The organism is Ursidibacter sp. B-7004-1, from assembly GCF_053654055.1.
In genome coordinates, this window is record NZ_JBSIUP010000002.1 from 33,039 (window position 1) to 55,862 (window position 22,824).

The following is a 22,824-nucleotide window of genomic DNA, read 5'->3' on the forward strand; positions in this document are numbered from 1 at the left end:
ACACATTCTTCCGTAAAGGATTAGACGGATATTTTATTCAGCACTGCTCTTTTTGTAAAATCTGTTTGTGAACTCTCTTGTAGTCATCGGGCAATTTTAACCCCAAACCACTAATAATGCGGCAAGAACAATCAAAAAAATACCAATTAGGTCTTGCGATTTTAAACGTTCTTTAAAGATAAAATAAGAGATCATCAACATTACCAGAATTTCGATTTGTCCGACTGTTTTCACAAACGCAACATCATTTAAGCTCATTGCATTAAACCAGCCAAAAGAGCCTAAAAAAGAGAATAAGCTTGTTGCAATAGCAAATTTAGGCTGTTGCCATAATTTTTGCAAAGTCGAACGTTCAAATAAGCCTAAATAAATCAAGAGTAATAAGGCTTCTAAACTGATAACAGCAAACAACACCCAAGCTGCGGAAAGTAAGTAACCGCTATTCAACTGTAAGCTAGCTTCTCGAACCCAAAGAGAAGTGAAGGCAAAACTTAAACCGCTACCAATACCGATCAATAACGTTTGCCACGAAAGGTAACGAAGTTGAGTTACTCCCATCATTAAAAATAATGCCACTCCGCCGATTATCACACCAAGCCAACCTAAATAGCTAATTTCCGTTCCAAAAAAGATAACGCCTAATATTGCCGCTAAAATCGCTTCACTGCGAGCAAGCCCAACGCCGATTGCGTAATTCTTTAAACGAAAGAGTTGTACCATTAACGCAGTTGCTAAAATTTGGCATAGGCTTGCTCCTAGTACATAAACAAAAAATAGCCCGCTAAATTGTGGTATAGCATAACTGGGTTCAACTTGGTAAAGAAAATATAAATAGCCGAAAGCAATCGGTGTTGCATATAAAAAACGGGCTAACGTTACTCCTAAAACAGGGACACTTTTACTTAACTGCTTTTGGAAAGCATTTCTACCTGCTTGAGCAAGTGCTGCCAATAATGTAAACCAAATCCACAACATATCGCCTACCTATAAATAGAGAAAGTAAACCTAGTATAGCGGATCTGCTTAATAAGGGAAATTTTCAGCCAATTTCTACTGATTTTTTTACATTGTAAAACTTTCCTCCAAAACCACCGCTTACAAGCGGTCATAAAACTGCTAAAATTTGCAAAATTTTTTATAAGATATTGAGATTATGGCTTTAATTAACCTTTCTAATGCCTATTTAGGCTTTGGCGATCACCCACTGTTAGATCACACTGAATTACATATTGAAGCAGGCGAGCGTGTCTGCTTAGTTGGACGTAATGGGGCTGGTAAATCCACCCTAATGAAAATTCTTGCAGGCGATATTCAGCTTGATGACGGCAAACTAATTTTTGAGAAAGATATTGTTGTAGCTCGCTTAGAGCAAGACCCTCCACGCTTTGCTGAAGGGACAATTTTTGATTATGTTGCGGAAGGTATTAGCCATCTTGCTGATCTGTTAAAGCAATATCATCATATTTCTATTGAAATGCAAACAGACTATAACGATACCTTAATGGCAAAGCTCTCTGCTGTACAAGCCCAACTTGAACACGCTAACGGTTGGCAGTTTGAAAACCGTATTCAAGATACGCTCCGTTTGTTAGAACTTAACCCAGATACTCCACTTTCCGCATTGTCGGGCGGTTGGTTGCGTAAAGCGGCACTTGCTAGAGCGTTAGTATCAACCCCTGATGTATTGCTACTAGATGAGCCAACCAACCATTTAGATGTTGATGCAATTAACTGGCTAGAAAATCTCTTGTTGGATTTTAAAGGTAGCATTATTTTTATTTCGCACGATCGTGCTTTCATTCGCAAAATGGCAACTCGTATTGTGGATTTAGATCGGGGTAAATTAGTTTCTTACCCTGGCAATTACGATCTTTATCTCACAACTAAAGCAGAAGACTTGCGAGTTGAAGCATTACAAAATGAGCTGTTTGATAAGAAACTCGCCCAAGAAGAAGTTTGGATCAGACAAGGTATTAAAGCTCGCCGAACCCGTAATGAAGGACGTGTAAGAGCCTTAAAAGCCCTTCGAGAAGAAAGACGAAATCGCCGAGAAGTATTGGGAACGGCAAAAATCCAGCTCGATCAGACCGCTCGTTCTGGCAAAATTGTCTTTGAAGTGGAAAATGCCAGCTATGAAGTTGCAGGTAAAACGTTATTGAGCAATTTTAGCACGACTATTCTGCGTGGCGATAAAATTGCCCTTGTTGGTGCAAATGGCTGTGGTAAAACAACCTTTATTAAGCTCTTATTAGGCGAATTACAACCGACATCAGGCTCTATTCGCTGTGGCACAAAATTAGAAGTGGCTTATTTTGATCAATATCGTGCTGAACTCGATCCTGAAAAAACTGTTATGGATAATGTTGCAGACGGTAAGCAAGATATTGAAGTAAATGGTGTAAAACGCCACGTTTTAGGCTATTTACAAGACTTTCTATTCCCACCCAAACGAGCAATGACTCCTGTTAAAGCATTATCTGGTGGTGAACGTAACCGCTTATTGTTGGCGAAATTACTCCTCAAACCGAATAATTTATTGATATTAGACGAACCGACTAACGATCTTGATGTGGAAACATTAGAGTTATTGGAAGAACTATTAGCCGACTATCAAGGCACACTCTTGATCGTAAGCCACGACCGTCAATTTATTGATAATACCGTTGAAGAATGTTACATCTTTGAAGGTAATGGCGTTTTAAATAAATACATCGGTGGCTATCACGATGCAAAACAGCAACAAACTAACTACCTTGCCACATTAGAGAATAAGCGGTTAGATACAAGCAAAAATTTGCAAAAAAATATTGAAAAGCCACCGCTTACAGAACCTGAAAAAACAAAAGCCGAACCTGCAAAAAAAGTGAAGCTATCTTATAAAGACCAACGAGAACTGGAAGCATTGCCTGAGAAAATGGAGCAGCTTGAAGCTGAAATTGAAACATTACAGTTAGAAGTAAATAGTGCCGATTTCTTTAGCCAAGATCCAAGTTATACTCAAGCACAGCTACAAAAACTCGCTGATACCGAGCAAGCCTTAGAACAAGCATTTGAACGCTGGGAAGAGCTGGAAAATATTAAAAATGGGAATGTATGAAGTCTGAAATGGCAATCCACACGTAAAATGTGTGGATTACTATTTTGTGTTTCTAGTAACTACTGCATCACAGATGAAGATTTTGTTTTCTTCACTTTAATACTTTTTGTACTTGGCGGAACAATCTCAATACCTGTTGGTGGATTTTGTAGTGCAATGGCTAGCACTTCATCAATAGTTTCAACAGGGTGAATTGCTAAGGCGGATTTTGCATTTTCTGGGATTTCTTCCAAATCTTTTTCATTTTCTTTTGGAATAATCACTGTTTTTATGCCACCACGATGTGCTGCTAATAGTTTTTCTTTTAAGCCCCCGATTGGTAGTACTTTACCACGTAAGGTAATTTCTCCCGTCATCGCAACATCGGCACGAACTGGGTTACCTGTTAAGCTAGAAATCAATGCGGTACACATTGCAATACCTGCACTAGGACCATCTTTAGGGGTTGCACCTTCAGGAACGTGAACGTGAATATCTCGTTTTTCATAGAAATCTTCCGCAATACCCAATTTTTCTGCTCTTGCTCGTACCACCATCATTGCAGCTTGGATAGACTCTTTCATTACATCGCCTAGTGAGCCAGTGTAAGAGAATTTGCCTTTACCTGTTACTGATGCGGTTTCAATAGTTAATAAATCGCCACCCACTTCTGTCCAAGCTAAGCCTGTTACTTCACCAATACGGTTTTGGTTATCCATTTTACCGTAGTCAAAACGTTGTACGCCCAAATAATCTTTCAGATTATCTTGATTTACCGTAATCGATTTGAGCTTTTTATTAATCACAAGAGCTTTTACTGCTTTACGGCAAATTTTAGCGATTTCTCTCTCAAGGTTACGCACGCCAGCTTCACGAGTGTAATAGCGGATAATGCCAAGAATTGCACTATCTTCAATGGTTAGCTCATTCTCTTTGATACCATTATTCTCTTTTTGCTTGGCAATAAGATGCTCTTTAGCGATGTGCATTTTTTCGTCTTCGGTATAACCTGAAAGACGGATCACTTCCATACGATCTAATAACGCTGGTGGAATATGCATTGAGTTAGAGGTTGCCACAAACATTACATCTGAGAGATCGTAATCAACTTCTAAATAGTGGTCGTTAAAGGCTTTGTTCTGTTCAGGATCAAGCACTTCTAATAAGGCTGATGCGGGATCGCCTCGCATATCCTGTGCCATCTTATCAATTTCATCTAATAAAAACAGCGGGTTACGTACGCCGACTTTTGCCATTTTCATCATTAACTGACCAGGCATTGAGCCAATGTAAGTGCGGCGGTGTCCACGAATTTCAGCTTCATCACGCACGCCACCTAATGCCATACGCACATATTTACGTCCTGTGGCATTTGCAATAGATTGCCCTAAAGACGTTTTACCTACCCCTGGTGGACCAACTAAACAAAGGATTGGGCCTTTGAGCTTATTCAAACGGCTTTGTACCGCAAGATACTCTAAAATACGTTCTTTCACACGTTCTAAGCCGTAATGGTCTTTATCCAACACTTCTTGGGCTTTTTGCAAATCTTTTTTCACAACCGACCGCTTGTGCCAAGGCATTTGTAAAATCCAGTCAATATAACCACGCACGACAGTCGCTTCAGAAGAACTTTGCGGCATTGCTTTGAGTTTATTAAATTCGCTATCTACCTTTTCTTTTACTTCAGCAGGGAGTTTTGCTTCTTCAATTTTGGCTTTTAATTTATCTAATTCGCTCTGTTCTTGTTCTTCGCCATTACCAAGCTCTTTTTGGATCGCTTTAATCTGTTCATTGAGATAATAATCACGCTGATTTTTTTCCATTTGTTGTTTTACGCGATTACGAATACGACCTTCCATTTCAAGGGTATCCATCTCTGTTGCCATTGCAACTAACAAGGCCTCAAAACGAGCAATTAAGTTTACTTCTTCAAGTAGTGCCTGTTTTTGTTTTACCTGAGCGACTAAATTAGCTGCCATTGTGTCAGCTAAACGCTCTTCAAAGGTGATTTTTTGTAGTTTTGGCAGAATTTCTGCAGGCACTTTTTTATTACTTTTAACGTAATTTTCAAATTCGGTTAATGCTGTTTTCGCAATCGCTTTTAATTCATCGTTATCTTCTTGATATTCAGACATTAACGGCGTAACACCCGCCCAAAAACCATTTTCATCATCGTGAATATGTTCGGCTTTTGCCCTTACTTGCCCTTCAACCAACACTTTGACTGTGCCATCGGGTAAATTCAACATTTGGATAATGTTTGCCATTACCCCTACATCGTAAATATCTTCAACGGTTGGATCTTCTTTATTCGGGTCTTTTTGTGTCACTAAAAAGAGTTGCTTATTGGTTTCCATAGCTGCTCGTAAGGCTTGGATAGATTTATCTCGCCCTACAAATAACGGCATTACCATAAATGGGAACACCACAACATCACGCAATGGTAATAACGGTAATTCAATCGGTTTCTTTTTTCTTGCCATTTTCTTTACTCTCCGAAAAATGTAATTCGCTCATTATGGGGGCTTATTTTGGAAATACAAGGGAAAAATAGGAGAGATTTGATAATAAAATAAAAGCATTCAAAAAGCCTTGAAAAAATGCTATATTCCTTAACATTTGTGGTATATCACCACTATTTTTAAACATAACTATCAACATAGCTATAAAGAAAGCTACAAAGAAAATCATACAAAAAATGGCGAATTATTCAGATATTAGTATTGCCCTAGCAGGTGTTTGCCAAGCGGCAAGTTTAGTCCAAAATTTTGCACATCAAGGTAGTGCAGAGAGAGAAAGCCTTGCTCAATCTTTAAAAAGCCTACTCGTTTTACAACCAGATTCAACCCTTGCTGTGTTTGATAATGATCTTCAACATTTAAAACAGGGATTAGAAACGATATTTGCTCAATTTGGTGGAAAACAAGGGAAGTTAGATACTGAAATCGGGCGTTATTGGGTAGGTATTTTAGCGTTAAGTCAAAAGCTAGATAAAAATCCTCAAACTAAAAGTGAATTAGCACAGCGTTTGCTCCAACTTGAGCGTCAATTATCATTATATGACAATGACATTTTACACGAGCAGATGATAGCTAATATGGCGAGCATTTATAGCGATTTGATTAGTCCGTTAGGCTCTCGTATTCAAGTATTTGGTCGTCACGATTTACTTTCTCGTCCTGATATTCAAAATCGTATTCGTGCCACTTTATTAGCAGGTATTCGTGCAGGTATTCTGTGGCAACAAGTTGGGGGAAGTCGCTGGCAATTTTTCTTCTCTCGTAAAAAAATTCTTAATGCAACTCAATCTTTATATTCATCGTTATAACTGGAGAACATTTTATGCAACTCAATGCTCTTACTGCATTATCCCCGATTGATGGTCGTTACCAAGATAAAGCAACGGCATTACGTCCTATTTTTAGTGAATTTGGTTTACTCAAATTCCGCGTTACGGTGGAAGTTCGCTGGTTACAGAAACTGGCATCTCACGCTCAAATTCAAGAAGTTTCAGCTTTATCTCAAGAAGCAAACAATTACTTAAACCAAATTGTTGCGAATTTCTCTCTTGAAGATGCAGAACGTATCAAAACTATCGAACGTACAACTAACCACGACGTAAAAGCGGTTGAATATTTCTTAAAAGAGAAAAGCGAAGCCTTGCCTGAATTAGCGAAAGTGAGTGAATTTATTCACTTTGCTTGTACTTCAGAAGATATAAATAATACATCTCACGCACTGATGCTTAAAACAGCGAAAGAAGAAGTGCTATTACCAGAATGGAAGAAAGTGATCGATGCAATCAAAGAGTTAGCCACTCGTTATAAAGATATTCCATTACTCTCTCGCACACACGGACAACCCGCTAGCCCAAGTACTATCGGTAAAGAGATGGCGAATGTAGCATATCGTTTACAACGCCAATATAAACAGCTCGAAAACTTAGAAATTTTAGCGAAAATCAATGGTGCTGTAGGTAACTATAATGCTCACCTTTCGGCTTATCCTGAAATTGATTGGCATACTTTCAGTCAAGAGTTTATTGAGTCGCTTGGTGTTACTTGGAATCCATATACTACTCAAATTGAACCGCACGATTATATTGCAGAATTTTTTGACTGTGTGGCTCGTTTTAATACGATCATCATTGATTTTGACCGTGATATGTGGGGCTATATTGCTTTAAATCACTTCAAACAACGTACAATCGCAGGTGAAATCGGCTCTTCTACAATGCCACATAAAGTAAATCCGATTGATTTTGAAAACTCAGAAGGAAATTTAGGTTTAGCGAATGCGGTAATGAGCCATTTAGGACAGAAATTACCCATCTCACGTTGGCAACGTGATTTAACGGATTCAACCGTATTGCGTAACTTAGGGGTTGGCTTAGGCTATGCGTTAATTGCTTATGCAGCAACCTTAAAAGGTATCAGTAAATTAGAAGTGAATGAACAACACTTGCGTGATGAATTAGATCAAAACTGGGAAGTGTTGGCAGAGCCAATTCAAACCGTAATGCGTCGTTATGGTATTGAAAAACCATACGAAAAATTAAAAGAATTAACTCGTGGTAAACGTGTTGATGGCGAAGCAATGCGTCAATTTATTGATGGCTTAAAGCTACCACAGCACGAAAAAGATCGCTTAAAACAAATGACTCCTGCAAGCTATATTGGTTATGCTGTGGAGTTGGTTGAAAAATTGTAAAACTTTTTTGAAAATCGACCGCTTATAATAGGCAGGCTCAGATTATTGATAAACCTATTTGTTGTAGGGTGGACTTTAGTCCACCGTTTCATCTATTGATTTTATATGGTGGGCTAAAGCCCACCCTACACATTTTATGTTGTTTTAGTGTTTATTAGCGGTCTGATTTTATCAATGTTTTACCAGTGACAAACAGGTAACGTTATGAAACAGTCTATTCGTCATCAAAAAATTATTGAATTAGTCAATCAATCTGGTTATGTCAGCACAGAAGAGCTAGTTGCTATTTTGAATGTGAGTTCGCAAACTATTCGCCGAGATCTGAATGAATTAGCGGAAAATAATCTTATCCGCCGTCATCACGGTGGAGCGGCATCTCCATCTAATACAGAAAATAGCGATTATAGTGAGCGTAAACAATTTTTCTCAGAACAAAAAAATCAGATTGGTAAGAAAGTTGCAGAAATGATCCCAAATGGTGCATCGCTGTTTATTGATATTGGCACAACACCTGAAGCGGTAGCTTATTCGTTACTGAACCATAAAGATTTAAGGGTGGTTACGAATAACTTAAATGCCGCACATATCTTATTACAGAAAGATGATTGCCAAGTGACTATTGCTGGTGGTGAATTGCGTGCTGATGGTGGCATTATTGGTGAAGCGACAGTCAATTTTATCAATCAATTTCGCCTAGATTACTGTATTTTAGGTATTAGTGCAGTAGAGTCAGATGGATCAATGATGGACTATGACTACCACGAAGTGCAGGTTAAACGAGCGTTAATGCGTAATGCGCGTAATATTGTATTAGTAACCGATCATTCTAAATTTACACGCAATGCAATTGTGCGATTAGGTGATATCAAAGAGGTGAATTATTTATTTACTGATCGCCCATTACCATTAGAATTACAACATTATTTAAGCCATAGTGATGTGGCGGTTTATACCTGTAACGAACAATAATGAAAAATCATTTTACTCGAGATAAATGGCTTGCATACGCTCAGCTAATGCGTTTAGATAAACCTATCGGCACATTATTACTATTATGGCCTACGTTATGGGCTTTATTTACCGCCGCTAAAGGTGTTCCCCCTTTATCTATTTTAATTGTCTTTATACTAGGCGTTATTGTAATGCGTGCAGCAGGGTGTGTAATCAACGACTACGCCGATAGACATATTGATGGCAGTGTGAAACGAACATCTCTACGCCCACTTGCCACAGGGCGAGCCACAGCGAAAGAAGCTAAAATTTTATTTGCTAGTTTAATCTTTATCGCATTCTTATTGGTCTTACAATTAAATGCTTATACGATAGGGTTATCTTTTATTGCAGTTGGCTTGGCGGTTGTTTATCCTTTTATGAAACGTTACACCCACTTGCCACAATTCGTGCTAGGAATGGCATTCGGTTGGTCTATTCCGATGGCTTTCGGAGCTGTTACTCAAAGTTTACCTCTTGAATGTTGGTTACTCTTTTTCGCCAATTTAGCTTGGACGGTCGCCTATGACACCCAATATGCAATGGTTGATCGTGATGACGATTTACGTATTGGAGTAAAATCTACGGCAATTTTATTTGCCCAATATGATAATAAAGTTATTGCGTTATTGCAGTTTATTACCTTAACTCTCTTAACTCTCTTTGGAAAATTACAAAGTTATCCGACCGCTTATTTTATTGCTTTAGCATTTACAGCAACACTTTTTATTTATCAATGCAAATTGACTAAACAGCGTGAGCGAGGTGCTTGTTTTAAAGCCTTTTTAAATAATAACTATGTCGGTTTAGGTATCTTTATCTCAATCTTAATCGGAATTTTTGCTCAATAATGTCGAAAATAACTACAACTGAATTATTCTCGACATTTCTTGCTTGCATAAAGATAGTAAGGTTTTTATAATTACACTCGTTATCACTTCTTAAAGCCAGTGTGACGAAATTGGTAGACGTAGCGGATTCAAAATCATCTGCGTGATTTAGTCATATTGGTAATCATAAAATTAGTAAAGACACTCGCCTGAGTGACGAAATTGGTAGACGTAGCGGATTCAAAATCCGCCGATGAATAATCGTGTCGGTTCGAGTCCGACCTCAGGCACCAATTGAGAGTAAAATTACTAATGTCCAAGAGCATAGGCTCTATTAAGTTAATTAATTTTTTAACTGGTAGAGGACCACTTATGCAAAATCTATCTTCCAATCAAAAAAATCCTTTTGTTGTATCTATGATTTCAACTAAAGGTGGAGTAACAAAATCAACTAATGTGGCAAATATCGGGGCATTTTGTGCTGATCACGGTATTAGAACACTAATGATCGATACTGACATACAACCAACCTTATCGTCTTATTACCACATTTCCAATCAATCGCCATTCGGTGTTTATGAACTATTTAATCGCCCTGATTTGCCGATTGAACAGATTATTACGCAAACCGAGTTTGATAACCTTGATATTATCCAATCGAATGACCCTAGGGACCGCTTAACAACAGAGTTAAACGGACTTCCTGGTGGCGTGCTTAAATTTAGAGAACTGATTAAAAAAATCCAAGGTTATGATCTCATCATCATTGATACTCGAGGTACTCGGGGGATTACTGTTGATATGACGGTTCTTGCCAGTGATCTTGTCATCTCACCAATTAAACCTGAATTAGTCTCAGCGAGAGAATTTGTGAGAGGAACAATTAATCTCTATGAATCACTCAGTATCTTCACAAACTACGGTATTAGTCTTCCTCCATTAAAAGCAGTGATTAATTGCCTCGATCATACTCGTGATGCGAAAGATATTGTGACAAATCTTTATGATATTTTTTCTAAGCTATCCGATGAAAACTCTCATATTGAACTAATTAACTTTGAAATCCCAAACCGAGTTGCCTATCGTGAGGCTGCGAGTCGTGCTTTACCTGTACATCGTCACAGTAAAATTGAGAGTGAAAATATTCGTAAACTTTGTTCGATTTTATTTCCTCAATGGTCCGCTCAATTAGAGAACGAGTAAGGAGAAAAGAATGGCCACATTGCCTGAATCATCTCATTATTCCTTATCGGCTGAGCAAGCTGTTATCGGTGGCTTGCTATTAGCGAACGAAAAGTGGGATGAAATTACGCCTATTGTCAATGAAAGCAATTTTTACCTTTTTGCTCATAAAATCATTTTTTCTGCTATCCAGTCTTTATGTGAAAGAAATGTACCTGTAGATATCATTACGATGGAGCAAGTATTAAAAGACAAGGATAAAGAATTGCTTGAACAAGTCGGAGGGCTAGCTTATCTCGCTGAACTTGTCAAAAATACGCCTAGTATATCGAGTATTGAAAGCTATGCTCATATTGTAAAAAGAGATAGCCAAGTCAGACAGTTAAATGCATTAGGTAACACATTACGAGCAGAGACAAACAAAATCTATTCGCAAGAGAGTTTAGATGATCTCATTGAACAAACAGAGAAAGCATTAACGGAAATTACGCTTAATGTTGATGCAGATTTAACAAACGTATCGGTTATTAAAGCAATGCAGTCTGTTGTAACTAAGATGGAGAGATGTTGCCAAGATAAGAGTCTTGTGACAGGTGTCCCTTTCGGTATTACTCAGCTTGATTCAAATACATCAGGTGCTCAATCAGGGGAGCTAATTATTCTTGCTGCTCGCCCTTCTATGGGAAAAACCGCTCTATCGCTCTGCTTTGCTAATAGTGCATTAGAAACTATCAATAAACCAGTCCAGTATTACAGTCTTGAAATGCCCGCAGAGCAAATAATGGAAAGATTGTTGGCGATGAGAGCCAACCTAAGTCTAACCAAAATTCGTCAAGCCGTATTAATGGATGATGAAGATTGGGCTCGTGTGGCAATGTCAATGGAATACATCCGAGACAATTGGGAAGATAGACTATTGATTGATGACAGTAGTTATCTCACTCCTCAAATGCTCCGTACTCGTGTCAGACGGAATATGCGTAAATATGGTCAGCCATCCATTGTGATAGTCGATTATCTCCAATTAATGTCTGTACCCTCACTTAAAAACAGCCAAAACCGTCATTTAGAAATCAGCGAAATATCTCGTTCCTTGAAAAATTTGGCGAAAGAAATTGGATGCCCTGTTATTGCCCTTTCTCAATTAAATCGAAATTTAGAGCAGCGGGCAGATAAACGCCCATTAAATTCAGATTTAAGAGAATCAGGCTCATTAGAACAAGATGCTGACGTGTTGCTTTTTATCTATAGAGATGAAGTTTATCACGATAACTCAGATCTCCCTGGTATCGCTGAAATCATTATTGGTAAACAACGTAATGGTCCAATTGGAACAATATTTTCCCGCTTTCGTGGCGAATATTCTCGCTTTGATAGTATTCCAGAAGATGAATATGAACGAATTAAGAGTAAATAGATATGAAAAATAATAAAAATCCTTTAATTAGCCATCGTTCCACTGAAGAACGTAGAAATAATATGCGTGAGCAATTATTGAAGCCCGCTATTCAAAATATTTCACCAAGTTATAACCAAACAATGCCGTCAATGCCGACACAGAAACAACTGATTGTAGTGACATTGGATAAGTTACGTCCGTACGCAGGCAATCCTCGCAGAACTAAAAACCCTGCATTTGACGAGATAAAAGCCTCAATTAAAGCAAGAGGATTAGATCACGCTCCAAATGTAACTCAGCGACCTGGTGATGATTTCTATACGATTGCTGATGGTGGTAATACTCGTTTACAAGCTCTTAAAGAACTATTCCAAGAAACACAAGATAGTCGTTTTTGGTCTATTGAGTGTGTATTCAAGCCTTGGAATGGTGATATTGATGATATTAACTCCAAGTTAAATATTTTGATTGGGCATTTGGCTGAAAATGATATCCGAGGTGATCTAACTTTCATTGAGAAAGCGTTAGGTATTCGAGAAGTTAAAAAACTATATGAAGAAAAATATCAAGAGTATTTTTCACATCGAAAACTTGCAGAGAAATTAGGGGAAAATGGGTATCCAATTTCACATCAAATTATTGCTCGAATGGAGCAATGCTTAACATATCTATACCCTCATATTCCCAATATTCTATTGGGTGGATTGGGGAAACCTCAAATTGATAAGCTAGTCAGCATTCATAATAAAGCGAAGATTTCTTGGGAACAGCACCAAGTAGAATCTTCTAGCCACTCATCTTTTGATGAAATTTGGATGGATACACTATCCCCTTTTGATGAAAATGTTGGAAATTTTTCCATTAGTGACTTGCAAGATAGCCTTATTGGCAAAATGGTCGAAGCCTTAAATTATCAGGTTTCCTATGATGCATTAAAACTCGAGATTGATCTTGAAGAGCGTAAACTCCAAAAATTGATAGAGAAACAAGCTGAGATCACTCAAAAAGCAGCGGAGTGTGAACAGCATATCCAAGAGCACCACGAACTGTTAGAAAGTAAAGCTGTCGCGAAAACTCAGCAGCCTAGACAAGCAACTAGCAACGAAGAGCATAATCCATCTAGCATTTCTGTTCCTGCTGAATTGCATTCGATAGAAATAATGGATGAAGAAAATATTGAACACAACAACATTACTAACATTCATCAAGAAGATCAATTACCACCATTAGGCATTGGCAACATTTCTGCGGTAGAAATGGAAAATGCAATTACCAACCATTTAGCTGGATTTGGTATTGTGCCTGAAGCAAAACGTATGGAAGAAGCGGTTACAAATGCATTAGAGTTTGCCAATACGGGGCGTCAACCAATTACTAATCTTTGGAAAATTCACCCTAGCCGTAAGCATAAAATGGATGCTTATTCTATCGCTTTAGATATTGCTGAAGAATGTGGTTTAGCTCACCTCGTGCAACACATTGTTTATGAACCTGTTGATTATAGCTTTGATGTACTGCCCTTAGATATTAATGAGCCCTTACCACTACAGAAAGCTATTCATAGTCTTCTTTCAATGTTAGCAACGAATAGGATTGCTATGGAAAATAATGAAAATCACCAATGTATCTTATCATCAGATTTATTATTGGGTGATTTATCTCATTCAGCAGCTATTTCAGATTTAATGTTAGTGCGAATATTTCGTTTAATTCGCCTAGTTCGTCATTTAAAACAAGAATCTCATCAAGGAGGACAAAATGCTTAATACAACGTTAAATCAAGCTATTCTCTCAGAGATCCTAATTCGTATCAGAAGAGGGGAAGTTAATTATTGCCAACAATTTGGTTTTGATGAATCCGAACTTGCAGAGATTACGAATTTATCAACACAAGAAATTCTTGATATGAGTGAAAGTAAAGCGTCTTTCGCCAAAATTCAAATTGATCACGCTGTATTTTGGTCATTATTGGAAACAGTACGTGAGGCTTCTCGACAACGGAACCAAATTGACCGAGCTCTGACTCTAGGCATTTCTTCCGAGATGATCCATATATTCTTTGGCTGGAGTTCTGCAGAAGTGTCTGCAAGACGGAAGTTATTAGGTATTAAAGAAAATATGGGTAGAAAACCCAATGCAAATGAGGAAGAAGAAGCAAAAATTTGGGAACTCTGGCAACGCCATAAGACTGAAGAGGACTCAAGCGAATCATTAGATCTATTAATACTGATAGCGGAAGAAAGTGACACAAGTTTAACTGAAATTTATCGTCTTGTTTCACAATGGGAAAAAGAACGTCGATTACATAGCGTGAAGTAATACCAATAAAAAAGCGAGAAGTACGAATTCTCGCTTTTGATGTTCCTTTACATATCCAACCCGATTCGTCTTTGGAGAACTAGAATGGAATTGCGGAAAAGTATAAATCATCAAGCGGAATTTGCAAGGAAAAAATTATCTGAAAAGAAAGAACAGAATTCTGAAGAAAATGGACAGTTTCAGGGATTACTCTTTATTGGTAATCGCCACGAAACGGTTCCATTAAGATTATTGACGGATAAATATTTGACGCCTAGAGCGAAGACTGCTTGGCAAATGATCAAGCTAAATGCACAACAATTTCAAGGTGCTGCATTTCCCTCTTATGAGGAGCTTGGATATTGGCTATCAGATAGAGCGTTTCAAAATAAAACCTTATCTCGTAAAACAATTAGCCAAACACTTTTACTATTAAGACTCACTCGATGGCTTACTTTATGTGAGACGGTACGTAACGAGAGAGGACAAATTCTTGGTAATGTTTATGTAATGAATGATGAACCATTAAGCATTTCGGATTGTTTGCAAATTAATGGTGATTATTTACGACTACTTGAAAAATCGAAAAAACATAGTGATCCACTCATTAAAGAAGTGGCAGATGCAATCATAGGCGAAATTGAAGCACAACAGTCATTAAGCCACTTTGTTTCTCATTTAGGAGTCATTACAGAGCGTTATTTACATTTTAAAGAAGGATTTGTGAAACCGAGACAAATAACTGAACTGACCCCAAATATTGCTGAAGCAATAGAAAATGTTCAGAAAGACATCTTGAGTTCCAATTTGGAACTCTGCCCAACAGCAGATAATTTACCAAGTTCCAATATGGAACTCAGTCAAAAAATAGACAATTTACCAAGTTCCAATATGGAACTCAGTCAAAAAACAGATAAATCACCGAGTTCCAATATGGAACTCAGTAAGAAGAGTAATTTTAACTCATTGATTTTAAAAGAAGTTCCAAATTGGAACTCAGTAGATTGCCAGTACAGTACTAGTACTAATAGTATTAAGTACAGTACAAGTACAGATTTATCATTAGAGAATTTGCAATTAAGTATTTTAGAAAAAAATACTATTTCGAAAGAGTTGGAAGGATTAAGCGATGAATTGCGTAAAGCGGTACTGTTTGAAGCTGAACAGCGAATTTCTCAAGGCAGTGTGAAAAAACCTGTGGGATATTTAACAAGCTTGATTTACAAAGCAAAAGCAGGGCTATTTAAACCCTACTTGATAAACAAATCGCCACAGATTGAGCATTTAGGGAAAATGAGAGAGGTATCTCATCCCGCTAAACGAGTTTTAAGCAGTACGATTCCTGATAAGGATACTCAGGTATCTCAGGATTTTATTAAAAAATTGGCACAGATGGTAAGAACGTAATTTGTGTCATTTTTGACCCAGGTGCCACCCCAAGCTGCAGTGTATAAATTTTGACCCAAGTGTCGCCACTGGCGACAGTTTGTATGAATTTTGACCCAAGTGTCGCCACTGGCGACAGTTTGTATAAATTTTGACCCAAGTGTCGCCACTGGCGACAGTTTGTATAAATTTTGACCCAAGTGTCGCCACTGGCGACAGTTTGTATAAATTTTGACCCAAGTGTCGCCACTGGTGGCAGTTTGTATAAATTTTGAACCAAGTGCCACCACTGGTGGCAATTCGTATAACTTAAAAACATTATGAAAGGGAGTAATTATGACTCAATATAATCAGGAACTTGGAGCATTACGTAGTGAAATTACACTTACACTACATTCGCAGTATGCTTTGAAACTATGGAATGGCAGACCCATTCTTCGTGATGAACTCACAGATAATGTTGTTAAGCCTCAAATTCCTAGTATGCCAAATTGCCTCGCAATCTTATCTCAAATTCAAAAGGATGCCGCAGGTGATGACCCTTACGCAGATTGGTATCTGATTCAATTTGAAGAAAAGGTGCAAAAACATACTGAAGATATGAAAGAACTCATTGTGAAATTAATTGATATTTACCAAGATCAATTACCTGAAAATATTGATATTTCTCGCTGTGCGAATATCAATCCTGTCACTATTCCTATCTTTGTCAATTCCCAACTTGGCTACAAGCTAATCTACCTACTATCCGAATTCGATATGCTAGCTCGCTCTACTATGACTGCCTGCCATATCGCCTTAATGAGTCGTGCAGAATCTCACGAATGGCTAGAAGCTGGAGCAAGTTTATTACGTAAATGTTTTGGTGTGACCAGTTCTTATCGTCATTCTGGGATCACTCGCCAAGACGTGAGAGAAAATAACTCTCGCTACCAAGAGACGGTTAAACGACTTCAGTTAGAATTGCCAGCAGATGTTCTCGCTGGTGAAAAACGAGCAATGTTTGCACCAATGATTCGAACACAACAAACTGGCCCAGATGAACAAGTAATTAGTGGTGAAGGAAATGAATAAATCCAAAATTTATCGTTTGATTCCAGAGGGAATGTATAAAGATTTGACGCAGAAACATAATCTTAATGGGATATTAAGATTGTTATTTAGCCCAATTGATGACATTGAACAGTATCAATATATCAGTGATCAAATCAAAGAGGTGCGTCAGTCTTTATCTGAATTGCAAGATAGAATGGTAGATGGTATTAAAACCGACAATGTAATGGGGGTTCTACCTTTACTCTTTGTTAGAGATACAGCTAGCAGATCAGAGGCTTGTTATCTCAGATGGCGAAATCTGCGGAATTCTAAATCAGGAGAAAATGCTTGGCGTGAGATACTTCTATCACCTAATCAACCAAAGGTAGTAAAGGATTCCTTAGTTCAAATTGAAAAAGAAAGAATTACACTAAATATGCAGATGGCTATTCTCACTCATATTGTTCGCCAGCTTAGAGAGTGTAGTGACAAAATCCAGCAAATTGAAATGTTGGCGCAGGAAGAAAATGAATAAAATTTTGTGTATGCAAAGCCTAGAAATGTTGCGTATGCAAACCCTAGAAGTAAGTGCGTATGCAAAGCCTAGACTAAAAGGCCTTTTAAAGGTAAGGGGGCGAAGCCCCTTACCTTTGACGAGAAAACGCCTTTACTCTTGAGGAGAAAATGATGGTAAATGTGAAGATGACATTCAGTGTTGAAATAGATGGTGAAACGATTATTCAACATCAGATCAATGAACAAGGTAAGATAACACGCTCTCGTTTTCATGAAGAGCGTAAACTAGCTAAAGAAATCATTGATAAGATGAATGAGTTCCATTCTGAAAGATGGATAGATAAAAAACCTTGGCCTGTTTTCGATACTTATGAAAAACAGTAATGCCTATTGATTGCAAGTTTTATAAATAGATTTGGCTAAATCATTCAATTTATCAGCAATAAAATCTTCCCTGCGGTAAGGTGATTCATCCCACTCTTGTTTGATTGAACTATTTTTTTCACCTAAATCCAAAGATAAGAGATTTGAAGCTGCAATAACTGCTTCACCAAAAGTAATATTAAGTTTTTCTGACATATTGAGTTTCCTATGTTTTGTTGTGGTAGATAAAAAATAGAGACTCAATATACCACATAGAGTCGATGTGGCTAAATAAGCGACTCACATCTTAGAAATTCATTCCGATGGAATTTTAATTAAATGATTTTTTCGTTTATGAAATCAAGTTTAATAATCCAAATTTAATTCATTGAAAGGAGTAAAATAATGGCTAGTGTAAATAAAGTAATTATTGTTGGATATCTCGGTAATGAACCTGAGATGCGTACTATGCCAAATGGTGAGGCTGTGGCTAATATTAGCGTTGCAACAAGTGAAAGCTGGACTGATAAAAATACAGGCGAGCGTCGAGAGATTACTGAATGGCATCGTATTGTATTTTATCGCCGTCAAGCTGAAGTCGTTGGTCAATATCTCCATAAAGGTTCACAAGTCTATATAGAAGGTCGTTTACGTACACGTAAATGGCAAGATCAAAATGGACAAGATCGCTATACAACTGAAATTCAAGGTGATGTGTTACAAATGTTGGGTAGCCGTAATGCTAATAATCAAGGGAATAATTATGGTACAGAGCAACCTCCTTCATCTTCTAATATGTCTCAAGCAAAACCAGCATCCCAACCACAGGGTGGGGAACCAACATTAAATAATTTTGATGATGATATCCCTTTTGCTCCCGTTCATCATAGTCACAGTAAAATAACCATTTATTCTATTTAGCTAGTTGGCTACGTATGGGCTGCGTAGTAAAATAACTGCCCACATATCTGTGTTATTCAGGAGATCCCTTATGAAACTGAAACAATTTATTATACCTATCCTTTGTGCCAGTATTGTGACTGGTTGTGCTGAACTTGCCGAGGTGAATCAACAAGTTGGTGAATGGGCGGGTAAAATGATTGAAATTCGTGATGGCCAGCAAAATACCACAACTAACACTCGAGTTGAGCAAATAACTTTTAATAATTATAGTGACAGCTATAAATCTCAAAGCACTATAGATAACCTATTTGTTAGACTTAAACGTGAACTAAATCTAAAGACAAGAGAAGCTGTGCCAAACGTTTATTACAAATTGGAATTAGCTGAATCAGAGCCGAAAATTTTTCCTAAATATTACACAACTTCAGTGATATTAGAAAAAGAGGGTAAAAAAACGATTGTCCGTTGGGAAATTTATGCGACAGAAGAATACGCTCAAAGATTAGAAAAACGATTGGTGAAAGCAATTAAATAAAGTCTTTTATATGTAATTTATAATTATTATATCTATTATTGCTTTAACCGCTAAAATGGCATCGCTACGTTATATTTCCGAATTACAACAAAAAGGCGAAAAACGAAGATAGATTAGGCACCTATTAAGGTGCCATTTTTTTAGATGCTAATTGGAGATTTTATGCATAAAGATATATTAAAAGCATTGGTTCCTGCTACTTCAAGCACATTGAGTCATTTTCTTAAAGATATTTTAGTCGTATTTCTTCTTTTTTCTGTTTCATTTACCACCATCTCTCTTATTGTGTTCTTAGATTTAAATGTAAATGCAATAAATAGCAATTACTATGAGATGACATATCCTTTAATTAGAGTTTCTATCACTATCTCTTTATTGGGATATGTTGTATGGTTTCTAATAAAACTACGTAAATTATTAAAATAAACTTGAGGAGTCTTATGGATAAATGGCTGTTAGAAATTGGTTTTATGGTAGGTGAAAGAACTCTCTAATTTGATAAGTGCGATTAATACTAAAGTAGGCGAAATAGCAGAGTAAATTAACCAAAGTATCTACGGTTCTAATTCTAGTAATTACTAGGGTAAACTATAATGGTGTGACAAAACCTCCTAGAGGATTCTCCCAGTTATTTATATGACTGGGAGTTTTTTTATGAAACTCATTATTTTCTCAAGAGATTAAGCTATTGAGCAGTTCTTCTTCCTTGTTTGTAATACGCCTAAGCCTGTTCATTTATGGAGATAACATGAAACTCTTTCTTTGCGAGAAACCATCACAGGGTCGAGATATTGCTAGAATTTTAGGGGCTAATCGAAATGGTGATGGTTATTTAGCTACTACTGATAATGCCATTTGTGTTACTTGGGGTGTTGGGCATTTAGTCGAACAATTTCAGCCAGAAGATTATGATCCTGCATATAAACGCTGGTCATTTGAGACATTGCCGATTATTCCTAAACATTGGGGTGTTGCACCTAAAAAAGAAACAAAAAAGCAATATAACATTGTAATTAAACTCATTAAACAAGCTAAGCATTTGGTTATTGCTACTGATGCTGACCGTGAGGGCGAAATGATAGCCCGTGAGTTATTAGATATTGCTTCCTATCAAGGACAAATTCAACGGTTATGGCTATCCGCTTTAGATGATGCCAGTATTCGCCAAGCGTTAAGCTCTTTAAAATCAAATCAAGAAACCCTGCCTTTGTATTATGCTGGTTTAGGTAGAAGTCGAGCAGACTGGTTGATTGGGATGAATTTCTCTCGGCTATTTACATTATTGGCTCAACAACAAGGATATCAAGGTCCTCCACTATCGGTTGGTCGAGTACAGAGCCCCGTACTCGCAATGGTCGTCAACCGAGATAGGGATATTGCTAATTTCGTGCCTGTGTCTCATTATGCTTTAAGCGTCCAACTTAATTCTACTGCAAATCAATCGTTTATTGCAGGCTGGGTTCCTCCTGAGCAGTATTGTGATGAAGAGGGGCGTTGCCTTAATCTGGCTTTGGTACAGCAAGTTCATCAACAAGTACAACAAGCAAAAGTGGCTCAAGTCTTGGATGTGAGTACAAAAAGAGAAAAAATAAGTCATCCGCTTCTCTTTGCATTAAGTGATCTTCAAGGCGAATGTAACCGCTTGTATGGTATGGGGGCTCAACAAGTATTAGATATTGCCCAATCACTGTATGAGGTTCATAAACTTACCACATACCCTCGTACAGATTGCGGTTATTTACCTGAATCTCAATTTTCTGATGTCGGAAGTGTTATTCAATCATTGTGTTCAGTAGATACTAATCTGAAAAAATTGGTTCCCAATCTTAATTTGCGACAAAAATCTAGAGTTTGGAATGATAAGAAAATTACCGCTCACCACGGTATTATTCCTACTGTTTCAAGAGGTAATTTAGCTAAATTAAGCTCCGATGAATTTAAAGTTTATGATCTCATTCGTCGTCGTTATTTGGCTCAATTTTTACCTTATTTTGAATCAGATAAAACCATCGTCACACTAAGTTGTGCTGGACATACCTTAATTGCGAAAGGACAGGTTGTAATTGCTACAGGATGGAAAATATTATTTGGTAAAAGTACTGAAGAAGATGAAGAAACTCAAGGATTGCCCCCTCTCTCGGTAAATCAACAATGCCATATTCAAAATGTTGAACTCAAATCTCTCAAAACTTCACCACCGAGCCATTACACGGAAGGTACTTTACTTGCAGCAATGAAAAATGCGGCAAGATTTGTTACCGATGAGGAGTTAAAAAAACGATTGCGTGAAACAGAAGGACTTGGAACGGAAGCTACTCGAGCTAGTGTGATTGAAACATTACTAAATAAGGGATTTATTAAGAAAAAAGGTAAATCTTTAATAGCAACGGCTGAAGGATGTGCTTTAGCTGATAACTTACCTGAACTTTTAAAAAATCCAGGATTGACCGCATTGTGGGAGCAGGCCTTAAATCAGATTGCAGAGCGAACACTTTCGTTAGAGGATTTTATGCAGAAACAAGAAGGTTTTATCCGTCATTTGATGCAAATGTGTCTTAAACAAGGTATGAAACTAGGGAAAATTGAGATTAAAAAATGCCCTAGATGTGGCTCTCCAATGGTAAAACGAACGGGTAAAAATGGGGCATTTTGGGGATGTTCAAAGTATCCTCAGTGTGATGCTATAGAGAATATTACTAGCAAAGCAAAAGGTCGTTCAAAAGCAGGTAGTAAACCATTATCTATTTCTGAGCAAGTTAGAGGTAAAATATTATCCTGATGTTTTGATTTATTCAGTCTAAATTTGGATCTTTGTGCTTTAACGTGCTAGAATCAGGTCTTAAAAGCCGTTTTGGCTATTTGTCGGTCATCAAATAGTCTGATGTGGCAGAGGGTCTCTACTAGCTCTGACTACATTCCTAAATGTCCCTCAGCACCCAGAAAAGGGCTCTAGTTCTATAACTAGGGGTGTTTACTCTTCTATCGGGTCAAACTACATTAAGGGATCGTAGGGCGACCCCATCTTACTCCATTAGGGTATTGTAAGGACAGGAATATTTTGCCTATGAGAATATTGCTGTCCTTGCATTACGCAAACTCTATCTATCCCAGAGCCTCCTGGTGAAAAAAGAGGTGCCCTTTGTGCCATATTTGGTGCGTGTCACTGCCGATAAATGACCACTTTGTTATCGGATAATGCAAAAAGAAAGTAGTTAATGTCTTGACGAGAACAAACACTATTTTCAGCGTTTGTATTATATGGTCCAACTAGTCTATATATTTAATCGTGATTATTATCAAATTTTTATTCAATGCCCTGGAGCGGAAGTTCTAGGGTTTTTCTTTTTTCAATAATGATTACAATAATCAGCTTTGCAATGACGGTAATAAGCTTTTTCCAAAATATTTCAGTTAAATTTCATTAATTTAACCCTTTAACTTTATCGTTATAATAGCCAAAAAAGATTAATTGTGGGTGATTTATATGATTCTGTTAAGCATATTTCTCATTATTTTGTGTGGTATAAACACATTAATGGGAATTCTCTACTTTTTTAGCCAACCTAAAGAATATATACGCACAATCATTCATTTTTCC

The 22,824-nt window shown here is 37.4% G+C and carries 19 protein-coding genes and 1 tRNA gene; 17 read left to right on the forward strand and 3 right to left on the reverse strand.

Translation table 11 applies throughout. The features are described from left to right. Positions 1-96 precede the first annotated feature (96 nt). A complete protein-coding gene (locus ACWIW0_RS00950) occupies positions 97-975 on the reverse strand; it encodes an EamA family transporter (protein ID WP_454451823.1) in 879 nt (292 codons plus the stop codon). A gap of 178 nt (positions 976-1,153) precedes the next feature. Here ACWIW0_RS00950 and ACWIW0_RS00955 point away from each other — a divergent pair, with 178 nt between their 5' ends. Beyond that, entirely contained in the window at positions 1,154-3,097 is a 1,944-nt protein-coding gene (locus tag ACWIW0_RS00955) for an ABC transporter ATP-binding protein (protein WP_454451824.1), read from the forward strand. 59 nt (positions 3,098-3,156) lie between these two features. On the opposite strand, the gene lon is transcribed toward ACWIW0_RS00955, so the two are convergent. Then, positions 3,157-5,562 carry an endopeptidase La gene (gene lon / locus ACWIW0_RS00960; protein ID WP_454451825.1) on the reverse strand — a complete coding sequence of 802 codons (2,406 nt, stop codon included), beginning with the start codon at positions 5,560-5,562 and terminating at the stop codon, positions 3,157-3,159. Between the two features lie 215 nt (positions 5,563-5,777). Between lon and hflD the strand changes: the two genes are divergently transcribed. The 13 genes from hflD (at position 5,778) to ACWIW0_RS01025 (ending at position 17,809) form a co-directional block, all read left to right on the forward strand. Beyond that, a complete protein-coding gene (hflD, locus tag ACWIW0_RS00965; protein ID WP_454450512.1) occupies positions 5,778-6,407 on the forward strand; it encodes a high frequency lysogenization protein HflD in 630 nt (209 codons plus the stop codon). A 14-nt stretch (positions 6,408-6,421) separates the two neighbouring features. Next, on the forward strand, positions 6,422-7,789 hold the full coding sequence (purB, locus tag ACWIW0_RS00970; RefSeq protein ID WP_454451826.1) for an adenylosuccinate lyase: 1,368 nt from the start codon (positions 6,422-6,424) through the stop codon (positions 7,787-7,789). Between the two features lie 204 nt (positions 7,790-7,993). After that, positions 7,994-8,758: a DeoR/GlpR family transcriptional regulator gene (locus ACWIW0_RS00975; RefSeq protein ID WP_454451827.1), complete on the forward strand. Its 765-nt coding sequence runs from the start codon at positions 7,994-7,996 to the stop codon at positions 8,756-8,758. Then, on the forward strand, positions 8,758-9,630 hold the full coding sequence (gene ubiA, locus ACWIW0_RS00980; RefSeq protein ID WP_454451828.1) for a 4-hydroxybenzoate octaprenyltransferase: 873 nt from the start codon (positions 8,758-8,760) through the stop codon (positions 9,628-9,630). Before ACWIW0_RS00975 ends, ubiA begins: the two co-directional genes overlap by 1 nt. Positions 9,631-9,816: 186 nt before the next feature. Next, a tRNA-Leu gene (locus ACWIW0_RS00985) sits at positions 9,817-9,902 on the forward strand. Between the two features lie 79 nt (positions 9,903-9,981). Further along, positions 9,982-10,812, forward strand: coding sequence for a ParA family protein (locus ACWIW0_RS00990; RefSeq protein WP_218194841.1), 831 nt, complete (start codon positions 9,982-9,984; stop codon positions 10,810-10,812). Between the two features lie 10 nt (positions 10,813-10,822). Continuing rightward, a complete protein-coding gene (dnaB, locus tag ACWIW0_RS00995) occupies positions 10,823-12,208 on the forward strand; it encodes a replicative DNA helicase (RefSeq protein WP_454451829.1) in 1,386 nt (461 codons plus the stop codon). Positions 12,209-12,210: 2 nt separating this feature from the next. After that, a complete protein-coding gene (locus ACWIW0_RS01000; RefSeq protein WP_454451830.1) occupies positions 12,211-13,956 on the forward strand; it encodes a ParB family protein in 1,746 nt (581 codons plus the stop codon). After that, positions 13,949-14,509, forward strand: coding sequence for a DUF2857 domain-containing protein (locus tag ACWIW0_RS01005; protein ID WP_454451831.1), 561 nt, complete (start codon positions 13,949-13,951; stop codon positions 14,507-14,509). The genes ACWIW0_RS01000 and ACWIW0_RS01005 overlap by 8 nt, the downstream gene beginning before the upstream one ends. A gap of 84 nt (positions 14,510-14,593) precedes the next feature. Continuing rightward, a complete protein-coding gene (locus ACWIW0_RS01010) occupies positions 14,594-15,895 on the forward strand; it encodes an STY4528 family pathogenicity island replication protein (protein WP_454451832.1) in 1,302 nt (433 codons plus the stop codon). Between the two features lie 315 nt (positions 15,896-16,210). Continuing rightward, positions 16,211-16,948: a PFL_4669 family integrating conjugative element protein gene (locus ACWIW0_RS01015; RefSeq protein WP_454451833.1), complete on the forward strand. Its 738-nt coding sequence runs from the start codon at positions 16,211-16,213 to the stop codon at positions 16,946-16,948. Beyond that, positions 16,941-17,444: a DUF3158 family protein gene (locus ACWIW0_RS01020; protein WP_454451834.1), complete on the forward strand. Its 504-nt coding sequence runs from the start codon at positions 16,941-16,943 to the stop codon at positions 17,442-17,444. Before ACWIW0_RS01015 ends, ACWIW0_RS01020 begins: the two co-directional genes overlap by 8 nt. 152 nt (positions 17,445-17,596) lie before the next feature. Continuing rightward, positions 17,597-17,809 carry a hypothetical protein gene (locus ACWIW0_RS01025; RefSeq protein ID WP_454451835.1) on the forward strand — a complete coding sequence of 71 codons (213 nt, stop codon included), beginning with the start codon at positions 17,597-17,599 and terminating at the stop codon, positions 17,807-17,809. 3 nt (positions 17,810-17,812) lie between these two features. On the opposite strand, the gene ACWIW0_RS01030 is transcribed toward ACWIW0_RS01025, so the two are convergent. Continuing rightward, on the reverse strand, positions 17,813-18,004 hold the full coding sequence (locus tag ACWIW0_RS01030) for a hypothetical protein (RefSeq protein ID WP_454451836.1): 192 nt from the start codon (positions 18,002-18,004) through the stop codon (positions 17,813-17,815). Between the two features lie 189 nt (positions 18,005-18,193). Here ACWIW0_RS01030 and ssb point away from each other — a divergent pair, with 189 nt between their 5' ends. The 3 genes from ssb (at position 18,194) to ACWIW0_RS01045 (ending at position 22,005) form a co-directional block, all read left to right on the forward strand. Further along, positions 18,194-18,709, forward strand: a complete 516-nt coding sequence (gene ssb, locus ACWIW0_RS01035) for a single-stranded DNA-binding protein (RefSeq protein WP_454451837.1) — start codon at positions 18,194-18,196, stop codon at positions 18,707-18,709. Positions 18,710-18,779: 70 nt separating this feature from the next. After that, positions 18,780-19,226, forward strand: a complete 447-nt coding sequence (locus ACWIW0_RS01040; RefSeq protein WP_454451838.1) for a hypothetical protein — start codon at positions 18,780-18,782, stop codon at positions 19,224-19,226. 748 nt (positions 19,227-19,974) lie between these two features. Then, positions 19,975-22,005: a DNA topoisomerase III gene (locus ACWIW0_RS01045; RefSeq protein WP_454451839.1), complete on the forward strand. Its 2,031-nt coding sequence runs from the start codon at positions 19,975-19,977 to the stop codon at positions 22,003-22,005. The last annotated feature ends 819 nt before the right edge of the window (positions 22,006-22,824 follow it).